The sequence below is a fragment of the Marinobacterium alkalitolerans genome, from assembly GCF_017776525.1.
GTDB lineage: Bacteria > Pseudomonadota > Gammaproteobacteria > Pseudomonadales > Balneatricaceae > Marinobacterium > Marinobacterium alkalitolerans.
Genome location: NZ_JACVEW010000003.1, coordinates 200,671 through 213,565, shown reverse-complemented (window position 1 = coordinate 213,565; position 12,895 = coordinate 200,671). Strand labels below are relative to the sequence as shown.

General features: G+C 58.9%; 13 protein-coding genes. 5 read left to right on the top strand and 8 right to left on the bottom strand.

Annotated features, from left to right (window positions below; translation table 11 throughout):
• Positions 1-404: 404 nt before the first annotated feature.
• Complete coding sequence (gene hmpA / locus H9C73_RS03370; protein ID WP_209286363.1) at positions 405-1,592, bottom strand: NO-inducible flavohemoprotein; 1,188 nt, start codon at positions 1,590-1,592, stop codon at positions 405-407.
• Between hmpA and norR the strand changes: the two genes are divergently transcribed.
• Positions 1,578-3,335 carry a nitric oxide reductase transcriptional regulator NorR gene (gene norR / locus H9C73_RS03365; protein ID WP_328797932.1) on the top strand — a complete coding sequence of 586 codons (1,758 nt, stop codon included), beginning with the start codon at positions 1,578-1,580 and terminating at the stop codon, positions 3,333-3,335. The two genes, hmpA and norR, sit on opposite strands and share 15 nt — an antisense overlap.
• A gap of 17 nt (positions 3,336-3,352) precedes the next feature.
• On the opposite strand, the gene H9C73_RS03360 is transcribed toward norR, so the two are convergent.
• The 6 genes from H9C73_RS03360 to H9C73_RS03335 all read right to left on the bottom strand — a co-directional run bounded on the left by H9C73_RS03360 (position 3,353) and on the right by H9C73_RS03335 (position 8,620).
• A complete protein-coding gene (locus H9C73_RS03360; RefSeq protein WP_328797931.1) occupies positions 3,353-4,369 on the bottom strand; it encodes a CobW family GTP-binding protein in 1,017 nt (338 codons plus the stop codon).
• A gap of 68 nt (positions 4,370-4,437) precedes the next feature.
• Complete coding sequence (locus tag H9C73_RS03355; protein ID WP_209286362.1) at positions 4,438-4,761, bottom strand: hypothetical protein; 324 nt, start codon at positions 4,759-4,761, stop codon at positions 4,438-4,440.
• An 87-nt stretch (positions 4,762-4,848) separates the two neighbouring features.
• Positions 4,849-5,586: an oxygen-insensitive NADPH nitroreductase gene (nfsA, locus tag H9C73_RS03350; protein ID WP_209286361.1), complete on the bottom strand. Its 738-nt coding sequence runs from the start codon at positions 5,584-5,586 to the stop codon at positions 4,849-4,851.
• 31 nt (positions 5,587-5,617) lie between these two features.
• Complete coding sequence (locus H9C73_RS03345; RefSeq protein WP_209286360.1) at positions 5,618-6,199, bottom strand: alpha-ketoglutarate-dependent dioxygenase AlkB family protein; 582 nt, start codon at positions 6,197-6,199, stop codon at positions 5,618-5,620.
• Complete coding sequence (locus tag H9C73_RS03340; protein ID WP_209286359.1) at positions 6,183-7,079, bottom strand: ribose-phosphate pyrophosphokinase; 897 nt, start codon at positions 7,077-7,079, stop codon at positions 6,183-6,185. The genes H9C73_RS03345 and H9C73_RS03340 overlap by 17 nt, the downstream gene beginning before the upstream one ends.
• 20 nt (positions 7,080-7,099) lie before the next feature.
• On the bottom strand, positions 7,100-8,620 hold the full coding sequence (locus tag H9C73_RS03335) for a thymidine phosphorylase family protein (RefSeq protein WP_209286382.1): 1,521 nt from the start codon (positions 8,618-8,620) through the stop codon (positions 7,100-7,102).
• Between the two features lie 158 nt (positions 8,621-8,778).
• Between H9C73_RS03335 and purU the strand changes: the two genes are divergently transcribed.
• The 4 genes from purU (at position 8,779) to H9C73_RS03315 (ending at position 11,735) form a co-directional block, all read left to right on the top strand.
• A complete protein-coding gene (gene purU, locus H9C73_RS03330; protein WP_209286358.1) occupies positions 8,779-9,633 on the top strand; it encodes a formyltetrahydrofolate deformylase in 855 nt (284 codons plus the stop codon).
• Between the two features lie 76 nt (positions 9,634-9,709).
• Positions 9,710-10,123, top strand: coding sequence for a CBS domain-containing protein (locus H9C73_RS03325; protein ID WP_209286357.1), 414 nt, complete (start codon positions 9,710-9,712; stop codon positions 10,121-10,123).
• 21 nt (positions 10,124-10,144) lie between these two features.
• Positions 10,145-11,008: a DnaT-like ssDNA-binding domain-containing protein gene (locus H9C73_RS03320; protein WP_209286356.1), complete on the top strand. Its 864-nt coding sequence runs from the start codon at positions 10,145-10,147 to the stop codon at positions 11,006-11,008.
• On the top strand, positions 10,923-11,735 hold the full coding sequence (locus H9C73_RS03315) for a replication protein P (RefSeq protein ID WP_209286355.1): 813 nt from the start codon (positions 10,923-10,925) through the stop codon (positions 11,733-11,735). Before H9C73_RS03320 ends, H9C73_RS03315 begins: the two co-directional genes overlap by 86 nt.
• Here H9C73_RS03315 and H9C73_RS03310 read toward each other — a convergent pair.
• Entirely contained in the window at positions 11,727-12,791 is a 1,065-nt protein-coding gene (locus tag H9C73_RS03310; RefSeq protein ID WP_209286354.1) for a DUF3549 family protein, read from the bottom strand. The two genes, H9C73_RS03315 and H9C73_RS03310, sit on opposite strands and share 9 nt — an antisense overlap.
• Between the last annotated feature and the right edge of the window lie 104 nt (positions 12,792-12,895).

Below are 12,895 nucleotides of genomic sequence, written 5' to 3'. Positions count from 1 at the left end.
ATTTAGCACCACAATGAGCTTGCGCATGCAGGCAATGATGGCCACTTTGGGCAGTTTGCCTTGGGCTTTCAGGTGCTTCACCGGACTAGCCGGTGAGCACAGCGTTAGATTTCTGAGTTACCCACGAACAGTAGACACCTTTTATAGTTAGGTTTACCCCTGACGAGGAGGTGCAAGATGGCCAGAAAGCGACGACGCTATTTACTCCCGAATTCAAGCAGGAAGTGGCTGGCTTGGCGGCGGGCCAGGGTTGCATATTCAATGGAAATATTTCGCCTGTGCCTGTTGAGGAAAACTACAAAAGACGGCTCGGGATTGGTTGACAGCAACATTCTGGCCTTGTCGCTGTTAACCGAAGGACACCTTGTAACGGGTGTCCTTCCTATGGGCGGGGGAGTTAAAAATCAGACAGAGGCTTCATCAAGGGCCTCCAGCGGGCCAAAGAACTCATAGTGAATTTGTTCTTCGGGAATGTTGAGCTTCTTAAGATCCCGGTAGCAGTTCTGCATGAAGGCCTTTGGTCCGAGAAAATAGACGTCGGGGTTCTTGTCCAGAGGGATAAGCGCTTCAAGCCGAGTGTGGTCAAAGAAGCCCCTGGGCATATCCTTGTCGTCAGAAAGTGGCTCGCTGTAACAGTAGCTGACATGCAGGTTTTCATGCTCGGATGCCAGCTGGTCGACTGTCTCCCTGAAGGCGTGAGTTGAGCTATTGAGAGCGCCATGAGCGAAATGTACCTCCCGTCCGGAAGCGAGCGCGGGCTGCAGCATACTGATCGTGGGGGTGATGCCAACGCCCCCGGTAAGAAGCACCAGTGGACGTTCACTTTCAGTCAGGACAAAATTCCCGCAGGGCGGCGTCAGTCTGACGGTGTCGCCTTCCTTGAGGCTGTCGTGAAGGTAGTTTGACACCTTGCCATTAGGTTCGCGCTTAACGCTGATCCGGTAGTGAGGCTTTAACGGGCTGTCGGACAGTGAGTAGTTGCGCCGGGTGGTTTCACCCTCGATTTCAAGAATAAGTGTTGTGAACTGCCCCGGCTGAAAATCGGAAACAGGCTTGCCATCAGTGGGTACGAAGTAAAAGGAGGTAATAACCTCGCTCTCGCGCACTTTGCGCACAAGTCGGAATTCACGCTCCCCCCGCCAGCCGCCTGTTTTCTCTTCATTGTTGCGATATACCCCTTCTTCCGCCGTGATCAGGATATCGGCCAATTGTTGGTACGCCTCACCCCATGCATTTAGCACCTCGTCAGTGGCGATATCACCGAATACCTCTTTAATGGCTGCCAAAAGGCATTCACCCACAATGGGATAGTGTTCTGGCAGAATGTTCAACGAAGCGTGCTTATGTACGATGAGTGACACGGTATCGCCTAATAGCTCCAGACGATCCAAGTTGCTGGCGTAAGCGACCACTGCATTAGCCAGAGCCTGGCGTTGGGTGCCTTGAGCCTGGTGCGCCTGGTTGAAGTAGGCTTTGACTTGGGGGTAGCGGCTAAACATTAATGGGTAGAACACCTCGGTAATAGCGCGCGAATTCTCTTTCACAGCAGGCAGTGTTGCGGCGATGATTTCCCGAGTTTGATTCGACAGCATAGTTTCTCCTCGTTGTCTGGCATTGAGCCATCTGTGTTTGCTGCCCTCTATGCGGGAATTGTGCCAACCCTGAAAAGATTGATTTTGTTTACATGTTTTAGGTTTTGTTGTTTAAATGACATCGAAGATGATTGTTTAAATGATGGTGTGATTGTTGAAATGACTTCTCCCTCCATGGCAGGTTCGATGCTGTCGATTGCGTCAGACCTCTCTCGTCAGATTCCAGCGACTGCTCGGTACAAGCGTTTGTTGGAGTCCATACAGTGTCATTTCCACTGCGATGCCGTGGCACTTCTCAAGCTGCGCGGCACAGCTCTCCACCCCTTGGCTGCATGCGGTCTTTCGGACGATACACTGGGGCGCACTTTTCGTGTTGATGATCATCCTCGACTGGCTCGAATTCTGCTGAGCCGGGAGCCGGTGCGGTTTGAAGCCGATTCGGAGTTGCCGGACCCTTATGACGGACTCGTTAACGCGCCTGAGGCAACGCTTCATGTGCATGACTGCATGGGTATTGCTTTGTATGTCGAAGAGAAGCCCTGGGGAGTATTGACGCTTGATGCTCTTGAGCCCGGGGTGTTTGACGGTATCGACCCAATGGAGCTGCGTGCCTTCATTCGCTTGGCTGAGGCTTCAATCAAGGTGGCCGGGCTAATACAGTCTCTCGAGGTTCAGGTTAGAAAAGAGCACGAGGTGGCCAGACTCCTGTCGGAGGATGTGAGGCGGAGTGAGTTGATAGGGGGCAGCCCTGTTATCAAATCGCTGATTGAAGAACTGGACCTGGTTGCAGGGTCCGACTTGTCGGTGCTTATCAGTGGTGAGACAGGGGTCGGGAAGGAGCTTGTGGCCCGACATATACATGTGGCTTCATCGCGTTCCGAAGCGCCTCTGGTCTATGTCAACTGTGCAGCACTGCCGGACAACCTGATAGAGAGCGAGCTGTTCGGACATACCAAGGGCGCTTTTTCGGGCGCGACAGGGGCGCGTACCGGGAAATTTGAGCTGGCCGATGGCGGTACTCTCTTCTTGGACGAGATAGGCGAGTTGCCCTTGGCCATGCAGCCCAAATTGCTACGCGCGCTGCAAACAGGAGAAGTGCAGCGTGTTGGCAGTGATCGTTTTCATCGGGCAGATGTGCGTATTGTCGCCGCCACCAACAGAGAGTTGAAGCAAGAAGTCGTAGCGGGCCGGTTTCGAGCTGATTTATATCACCGGCTGAGTGTTTTCCCTGTTTTGGTGCCGCCTTTGCGTGAGCGAGGGCGGGATGTCTTGCTTCTGGCCGGTCATTTTCTGGAGCTAAACCGCCGTAAGTTTGGGCTGGGTTCGCTGCGGCTCGGCCGCAGCGCTTGTTCAGCGCTGTTGGAATACAGTTGGCCGGGAAACGTGCGTGAGCTGGAGCACCTGATCAGTCGGGCCGTGCTCAGATTATCGGCTTCAAAAAAACAGTCCGGCAGAGTGCTGACTCTCGACGCCGAACTGCTGGAACTGCCAAGAAGCATCGACTTGCAGGGGGCTTCCAGAGAGACAGTCCAAACACCGTGGGAAGGTGCCGGTTCCAATAGAGGGCAGAGCCTCAAGGAGGCGACAGACCAGTTTCAATCCGACTTGGTTACGGCCGTTTTACACAGAACGTCCTGTAACAGGGCTGCTGCGGCACGAGAGTTGGGCGTCGATCCCGGTAATTTTAACCGCTTGCTTAAAAGACTGGGCATTGATGTAGCGGCAATTAAAAGCGGCATTTGACGGCCGGTAGTCGACCTTCAAACCATCAAACAACCCATCAAGGCCTTCTCAACCCGCTGATACTCCAACGGCTGGCGCGTCAGTATTTCCAGCCGTGAATCCCGCCGCCAGGCTGATTCGTTGATGTGGGCAGGCTGGCCGGCGTTGCGGTTATAGCTGACCCAGGCGTGGCCGATTCTGAGTACGGCCTTGAGCCGTACAATACCTTCCATTTCATCCAGCAGGGGCTGGACCCTGTGCCAGTCGAAACGGTCATCGGCATGGAATATCCAGCCGTAGCTGTAGTAGCTGTCATGACTGCCGCTTTGGCGCAGGGGCTTGCCCGGTGCGGCTGTTGCCGGAGGTGTGACCGGGGCGAGCAGATTAGGGCGCAGAGTCTCTGGCGCGTGTGCCTGTGGATAACGTGCCTGGTGGTGGGGCTGGTGATTCAGATCCAGCCACTCGCTGGCCAGCTGTCCCTGAGTGGTGGTGTGGATCGCTGCCTTGGGCGGAAACAGGTTGGCAGACAGTTCTCGGGCTTCGGTGATATCGGCGGCGTCTGCTAGGTCGGTTCGGTTGAGGACGATGATATCTGCCAGGTTGAGCTGGTCGATAAAGCTGGGGTGGCGCAGCACGTCCGGCTGGTGCAGTACGGCGGGGTCGAGCAGGCAGATAATGCTGTGCAGGGCCAGTACCGGTTTGAATTGTTCGTTCTGCAGGGTATCGATGATACGCGCCGGATGGCCGAGCCCGGTCGGCTCGATCAGCACGCGGTCCGGGCGGAAGCGGCGCAACAGGGTGGCGAGCGTGATCGGCAGGCTGGGGCCCAGGGCGCAGCAGAGACAGCCACCGGCCAGCTCTTTTACCTCGATGCCGTCCTGCTGCTCGATCAGGCTACCATCGATGCCGACCTGACCGAACTCATTCACGATTACGGCCCAGCGTTCACCTTCGGGGCGGTTGCGCAGCAGGTGGTTGATGGCGGTGGTTTTCCCGCTGCCGAGAAAGCCGGTAATGATGTTGGTGGGAATGGCACGCAGAGGTCGCTGGCTCACAATCCTGATTCCTTGCAGTTACAGGGATGCGATTGTGAGCCACGGCTTCTGCGGGATCAAGCCAGGACTCAGGCGCAGACTTTTTCGTGCTTGCGCTTGGCTTCCAGGTATCGCGGCGTAGGCCCGATATCTTCGTAGATCGGCTCGTCATCCTCGACCCGAATCACGCGCTTCCCCGCCTTGTAGGGCATATGGGCTTCGATATCGGTCAGAATGGCGTGCAGCAGGATCGGGGTCAGCTCCACAATGTCCATGCCGTAGACTTCCGCCAGTGCCTGTAGCCGGACCATGTCTTCACGGTCGATCGGCAGGGTGACAGTCTGTTGGTGGGCACGCTTGCGGGAGTGCTGTTCCAGTTGCTCAAGCAGAGCAGTGATTTTACGTTCTGGCATGTTGGTACTTCCTCTCACGGGAACAGGACCGCCCCCCTTGGGGGCACTCCCGTTCAGCATAGTTGAGAGTCTGCCGCTCTGCATGCCTCAGCGTTTGAGGAAACCTTTTCCGTTCAGGAAGGGCAGCATGTGCGGGCGTGCTTCCTTGATCAGCATGCCGGAGATCTGCTCGCTCCAGGTCATGTCCTTGGTACCGCCGGTGCGGGTACGGTAATACTCTTTAACGTCCTTGTCGTACTCGGCAATACGTTCGGCATCGGCGCTGTCGTCATAGCGGTCCTGTTTCAGGACCACGTCCAGCGGCAGGCGCGGCTTGATTTCCGGGTTCTGGTCCGGGTGGCCCAGACACATGCCGAATACCGGGTAGACCAGCTCGGGCAACTCCAGCAGGTCGGCAACGGCTTCGATGTTGTTGCGCAGCCCGCCGATGTAGACGCCGCCGAGCCCCAGAGATTCAGCGGCCACGATCACGTTCTGAGCGAACAGGCCGCAATCCAGAGACGCGGTCAGGAACTGTTCGGTGAAGCCGGATTTCATCTCCGCATCATGCATGCCACAGGCGAGCTGGTGGCGCTTCATGTCGGCACAGAACACCAGAAATACCGGTGCTTCCGCCACGTATGCCTGGTTCCCGGCCATCTCGGCCAGCTTATTGCGGCGCTCGCCGGGGCTGACCTGAATGACGGTGCAGGCCTGGATAAAGCTTGAGGTGGCAGCGGCCTGACCGGCCTGTACCAGAGTCTCGACCGTGGCCTGGTCTACCGGCTGGTCAGTGAATTTGCGAATGGAGCGGTGGGACTTCAACAGTTCAATGGTTGGGTTCATCAAGTCGTCTCCGGTCGTTTGTTGGGCACGATTATACATGGATGAAACGGAAGGTCAGGTTGATCCGCGGGGACTGACAGCGCCGTGTACGGGGCAGGCAATGCTGCCAGTGGTGCTGGGTAGGCCCCTGCATCAGCAGCAGCGAACCGGATGTCAGTTCCAGTGCATGGGTCTGGCGCCGTTCGTTGTGCCGCAGTCGAAAGCGGCGCGTGGCACCGAGGCTGACCGATGCGATGGTCGGGTTATGACCCAGCTCCGGCTCATTATCGGCATGCCAGCCCATGGCGTCCTGTCCGTTTCGGTAAAGGTTCAGCAGCACCGCGTTGAAAGGGTGTTCGCACAGCTCTCCAAGCTGCTGCTTAAGGGGCAGAAGTGCCGGCAGCCAGTTGTCCCCCTGCATGGGCAGGCCCGAGTAGGTGTAATGCACACCGGGGTCTGACTGAAATGCCTGCAGTCTTGGAATCAGATGCTCCTTGCCAAACAGGCGAATACGGTCCTGGCGCCAGTGCACAGCCTGCTCCAGCTGATCAAATAACATCCCGGCTTCCTGGCGGGGCAGGAAGTCGGGGTCAAACAGAAGGTCGGCGTCCGGCAGGTCAAGACGGGTCAGCATGGTGCGCTTGCAGCAGCTCGCGGACGGCATCGGCCAAGGGCGCGGCGATGTCGATCTGGTTGCTCAGGTGGGGGATGCAGGCGGTGGTGACCACGTCGGCTACTTCGGTCAGGCGGTTGTAGGCGTCGCCGGCAAAGATGCCGTGTACGCCGATGGCGACTGCACGGGGCAGGCCGGCCGTCTGAAGGTGTCGCAATGTTTCCAGCATGGTGTGACCGCTTGAGATGATGTCGTCGACCAGTACAGGGGTACGCCCGGCGGCTTCATCCAGATCAGGCAGGGAGATACTGACGTCGTAGTCGCCACGGCGTTCCTTTTGCAGCACCTGGAAGGGGGCGCCTGCCAGCTCGGCTACGTGGGACACCCATTGTTCGCTTTCGCTGTCCGGCCCGATCAGCAGGGGCGAAGGGATGCGCTCCTGAATCCACTGGGCGATCAGTGGAGCGGCCTGCACCACCCGTGAGCGCAGATCGTAGAGCTCATCCAGTGAATGGTAGCGGTGCAGGTGTGGATCGACTGTCACCAGGTAGTCGAATGCGCCGGAGAGAAGGCGGGCAAAGGGACGTGAGCTGACACATTCACCGGGCTTGAAGCGCTTGTCCTGTCGCATGTAGGCAAGGTAGGGCGTGATCAGCCCCACGCTGCGAGCGCCGCAGTCTCGCAGGGTGTCTGCCAGAAACAGCAGGCGCAGAATACGGTCGTCCGGGTGAAACAGGTTGCACAGAATGACGCAGTCCTGATCCTGGCAGTCGGAGTGTACCCGCAGGTAGGACTCGCCATCGGGAAAACGGCGCTGCTCCAGCGCCCCGGCCTGAGCGTTCAGCAGCCGGTTGAGTTGGGCCGCCAGTGCGGGGTCCGAGTCTGGGTTGAATAACAGCATGGTACGGCAGCGCCTCCCTGTTAATGGTTGCTCAGTTCAATCACGTGCGGGTGCTCATTCAGATATTCAACGGCGTAGTTGAGTTCCCCGGCATTCTCGGCGTGGATCATCAGCAGCACATCCTGGCACTCCACGCGGTCTCCCAACTTGACGTTGATCTCGACGCCGGCGGCCGGGTCAGCCGGCGCACCGGCCAGCTTGGCGATCTTGGCCAGAATGCGGTTGTCGATCCGGCTCACGGAGCCCGTGTGCTCGGCCACCAGAGCGTAGCGGTAGTGGGCGACGGGTGGCAGTCTAAAGCCGCCCTGTGCATTGCAAATGGCACGGAATTTCTCCCAGGCGCTGCCGTTGGCGAGCGTCTCTCGGGCCAGCCGGGTGCCTTCCTCCAGTGAAATCTGCTTGACCATCGCCAGCATGGCACCGGCTACTTCGGCAGAGCGGTCGCGCAGGTCGGGCGGGGCGCTGTTGTCGTTTTGCAGTACCGCCAGAATGTCATGGGCTTCCAGTGCGGGCCCGATGCCTCGACCCACTGGCTGCGAGCCGTCGGTGAACAGAACCTGAAGCTCGAGCCCCAGGTTGCTGCCCACGGCGCGAAAGCTCGAGGCCAGCCGTTCGGCGGCTTCCTGGCTGCGCACCTTGGCGGTGGGGCCGACGGGAATATCGATCAGAACATGGGTGGCACCGGCGGCGATCTTTTTCGACAGTACCGAGGCGATGAGCTGGCCTTCGCTGTCGATATCCAGCGCGCGCTCCACTTGGATCAGCATGTCGTCCGCGGGGCTCAGGCGCATGGCCCCGCCCCAGGCCAGGCAGCCACCCTGCTGGCTCACCACATCGCGCATTTTCTCCAGCGAGAGGCTGACTTCGGTGAGGGTTTCCATGGTGTCAGCGGTTCCGGCCGGCGAGGTGATGGCGCGGGAGGAGGTCTTGGGTACCGTCAGTCCGCAGGCGGTCAGAATGGAGACCACAATGGGGGTGGTGCGGTTGCCGGGCAGGCCTCCGACACAGTGCTTGTCTACCACCAGGGGCAGTTTCCAGTCCAGCGTACTGCCCGATTTCACCATGGCTTCGGTCAGCGCGGTGATTTCGGTGTCGTTCAGGTTGTCGTCGCCGCAGGCCGTGATGAAGGCCGCCAGGTGTACATCGGCATAGCGGCCTTCCACGATATCGTTGATGATGCTCTGAAACTGCAGGTCACTGAGCGCATGTCCGTAGACCTTGGCACGCACGTGGGACAGGGACTGAACCGGCTTGGGGTGTGACAGCCAGATCGGGTCTTCCGCATTCAGGCTCAGGCGCAGCCAGGCCGACTCGGAGAAACCGACTTCGTCATCGCCCAGCAGTTCACTGGTGACGATGTTGAGCGAGGCGATCAGGTGGCCCCCCTGGTGCGTGGTGACCTGAACCCGCGACAGGCTTTCGAACCCTTCCGAGCGACAGACATGGCTTTGAGCCGGGAGGTACAGAGTCGGCTCGTGATGGGTGTCGATGCCGAGCCGGCGTGCCTTCAGCGGTGCCATGCGCTCGGGAGTCAGCATCATCATTGGGGTCTCTCCTCGTGGTACTGCGGTACTTCAGTGTAACCCATGCCGACGCAGGCGGATAATACGGATTACAGCTGCATGCTGTCAGCCTGCAGCTGCCTTCTGCTAGAATGCGGGATTCGATTTTGATCTAGTTCAGGAAACGAGCAGAGTCTATGGAACGCCGTTATCGTTTGGTTCTTTCCTGCCCCGACCGTGTGGGCATAGTGGCAATGGTCAGTAACTTCATCTCCAGCCATGGCGGCTCCATTGCCGAAGCCAACCAGCATTCGGACCCGATGACGGGGCACTTTTTCATGCGGGTTGAGATCAGTGCCAATACCCTGCAGTTCTCGCTGGAACAGTTGCGCGAAGCCTTCAGCCCGATTGCATCCTCCTTCAACATGGAGTGGCAGATTGAAGACTCGTCACGGCCCAAGCGTGTGGTGCTGATGGCCAGCCGTGAATCCCACTGTCTGGCAGACCTGCTGTACCGTTTTCACAGCAAGGAGCTGTTCTGCGAGATTCCATGTGTGATTTCCAACCATGACGACCTGCGTTCCATGGTCGAGTGGCACGGCATTCCCTATCATCATGTACCGGTCGATCCTTCGGACAAGACGCCGCACTTTCAGAAGGTGAATGAGCTGATTGAGTCGCACGAGGCCGATGCCGTGGTGCTGGCGCGTTACATGCAGATTCTGCCGCCGGATCTCTGTGATCGTTATCCACACCGGATCATCAACATCCATCACAGCTTTCTGCCGTCGTTTGCCGGGGCCAAGCCCTACCATCAGGCGCATGAGCGTGGCGTGAAGCTGATTGGTGCCACCTGTCATTACGTGACTCAGGACCTGGATGCCGGGCCGATCATCGATCAGGATGTGACCCGTATCAGCCACCGTGATCTGCCCGAGGATATGGTACGTCTGGGGCGTGATGTGGAGAAAACGGTTCTGGCCCGCGGCCTGCGCTGGCATCTGGAAGACCGGGTGCTGGTGCACGGCAACAAAACCGTTGTTTTTGCCTGATTGTGTCGCCAGGTTGGACTAGTATCAAGGCAGGGATAACGCCCCCTTTCCAAGCATTTGAACAGGAGTGATCCTAATGCTGAGATCCGTAACCGTTCAGGACTACATGGCTACGAACCTTATTTCGTTCAGCCCGGAAACCGGGCTGTTCGATGCGATCCGGGCCTTTCAGGAGTACGGTATTTCCGGTGCCCCGGTGGTGGATTCAGAGGGGATGCTGGTCGGGATACTGTCCGAGCTGGATTGTCTGCGTGCCATCCTGACCCAGACCTACCATGAAGAGGAAATGGGCAGTGGTGGCCATGTGGGGCAGTACATGTCGTGCTCCGTGGATACCATTCCACACGATGCCGATCTGACTCAGGCGGCCCGTGCTTTCATTGACAAGGGGCGTCGCCGTCTGCCGGTTGTCCACGGCAGCAAACTGGTCGGGCAGATCAGCCGCCGCGATGTGCTGAGGGCGGTTGAGGAGTTTGCGAAAGATGGCTGAGCAATCAGCAGGAGCCGGTAAATGAGTGACTGGCTGCCTGAAACGCCGCTGCTGTTTTATCCGTCACTGGCATACAAGCTGGGCAGTGACGAGGCGTTGCTGCTCTATATTTATCGCGACTACGCACGCCATGCGGGCATGCAGGCCGATGATGGCAGCGTGGAGTGTATTCTGCCGCGCGCTCGCTGGCTGCAGCTGGCCGGCTTCTGGTCGGAAGCGCGCCTGCTGGCGGCAACTGAAAGTCTGGCGCAGCAGGGGTGTCTGAATTTCAGTGCCAATCAGGGCGGCAGTGTTCGCCTGCGTCTGCTGCCGGAACCTGCCGAGCAGCCGGCCGAAGAAGCAGCGCCTGCGGAAGCACCTCCCAAGGTGGATCGACTGCCGGTATATGATGCGCCACCCCCGCCTCCGCCGCCGCCCTCAAACGGCAGCAACATGATTGATCGCAAGGGCCCCGCGCCCACGTTCGGCGGCAGTATCGGCTGGCGACGGCACAAGGATGAACTTCAGGCGATCTTTGAACAGGCCGAGGAGCGCAACCAGCAGTTGCAACCCATGCAGCTGGGCTGGCAGCCATCCGACATGTTTCATGCCATGCTGCCCCGGCACTCGATTCCGGGTGAATTCGCGCAGGCGTGTCTGGATGAGTTCGTGCTGTACTGGCTGGACAAGGACCGCAAGGAAAGCAATTGGGATCAGAAGTTTCTGGCCTGGGTGAAGCGTGAGTGGGTGAAGAAGCAGACCCGCGAAGCGCGCGAACAGCGATATGAACAGGAGCGTGTATCCACGACAGGGGGCAGTAATGAAGACACCCGGAGAGATTCTAGGGAAAACCGCAAGCGGACTTCCCGACTCATCATGGACTTCACCAACACGGACGACTTCTGATACACGCAAGGCTCAGGATGCACCGATCAGCCAGGAAACCAAGCTGACCGTCAACAAGCTGTTCCTGCGCTTCATGGCGATCTACGGCCACAAGTTCAAAAGTCGCTTCGAGAGTGAGGAAGAACTGCGCTTCACCAAGCGTGAGTGGGCCTTGAGTCTGCGCAACTTCAGCGAGAATGAAGTAATGGCCGCCGTTGAGCGCTGCAAGGAAGCCAAGGCCTGGATGCCGGAAATCGCCGAGTTTCTGGATATGCTGCATGATGCCAACGGCGATTTCGGCTTGCCCGGTGTACGCGATGCCTACACTGAAGCCTGCCTGCATGCGGACCACCCCGTGCGCCACCACTGGAGCCATCCGGCGGTGTACCATGCCGGGCGTGAAACCGGCTGGTTTTTGCTGCGTACCGAAGAGGAAAGCCGAGCGCTGCCGGCCTTTCGTTATCACTATGAAGTGATGTGCAGACGGGTGCGGGAAGGAGAAACTCTGGATCAACCGGTGGCACCGGCGCTGGAAGACAAGCAGGCCAACACCGTGGCGGAGTTTATCCAGTGGTTTACCGAGACCCATGAGCTGGCGCCGGAAGAAGGGGCCAGCCTGCTGTATTACCTGACCCTGCCGGAAGGGACGCGTACCCGCACCCGGCTGTATCATCAGGCTCAGGCCAAGGCCGATCAGCGCGGACTGGGCATTCGGCTGCCCGAGTCCACGCGTGACAGGTCAGTGTGAGGTCGGGGCCGTAAAGCTCTGGCCGAACATCTCGCCAATGGCCTGCTCCAGCTGAGGGCTGCGTTCGTTCTGCCGGAACGCCTGCAGAATCAGGGCACGGTGAACCGGCATGAACATCAGTTCAGCCAGAATGCGGCTGAAACCGGTTTGTCCCGCCTCGCCCTGTGCCAGCTGCTCCAGAAACGACTGAAGGACACGCGGTTCAAGCAGAGCCGACTCACAGCGTGTAGCAATGACCGTGATCACTTCTGCCCGTGTCGCATGGTGTGAGTTCAGTACCTCCATAACCCAGTCCTGCTTGGCGGGCTCGTCGGCAATATTGGACAGCGCCCGTGCCAGTGCGGCAACCCGGTTGCTGTCGTCAGAGCTCAGCGCCTGTCGCAGCAGGTCTGTCAGCGCCTGCTGCAGGCGGGGTGAGGGCTGCACGTTTTCCAGCAGCGGACACAGGTTCTCAAGCACGGGCGCCGGCATGTCACCCAGTCGGTTGACCAGTGCATCGGTATTGCCGTCCTGATCCAGTCGCATCACCAGATCCGCCAGCCCCTGATAGGCCAGAGTGGGCCACTCATCAACTGGCAACTGGCCATGCATCCAGGCCTGGGCGCGCTCATAGTGAGCCGATGCGGCGGCTTTCATCTCGCGTGCGGCCAGGGCATGGAAAGCGGCCATGCGGTCCTGCTCGGGGGTAAAGGAGTAGGGGTTGTCCTTGAGTGCATCTTCGTCCAGTTGTCCGCTTTTGCTGTTGACGACGTTCTGAATCAAACGCTTGAGGATGTCATCGCGGGCCGCCGGTGCAACCAGCCCCTGTTCGTCCAGCGGCAGTCGCAAAAACCAGACCGCATTTTCGTCCTTGCGTTTGGGGTTCCAGATCAGCAGGGCGACCCAGGCCAGGTGCTGGAAGGGGCTCGGGTAGGGAAGCTCGGAGTCTTCGATTCGGCGGAACTGATCGAGTGACAGTTTGCCGATACGACGCCCCATATCGAAGACACGCAGTGCCGCTCCGGTTGAGCGCAGCAGTTCAGTCAGGGATTGGGGCAGGGCGTTTTCAGCAGACATAGGGTTCCGGTTGTAAGGCTGTTGACAGAAGGCGCAATGGTATCAGCTTTTGCCCCCGAGCGGCATGCCACTTGAGGCGGGCAGGAGGCGGGCGGGCTATGGTA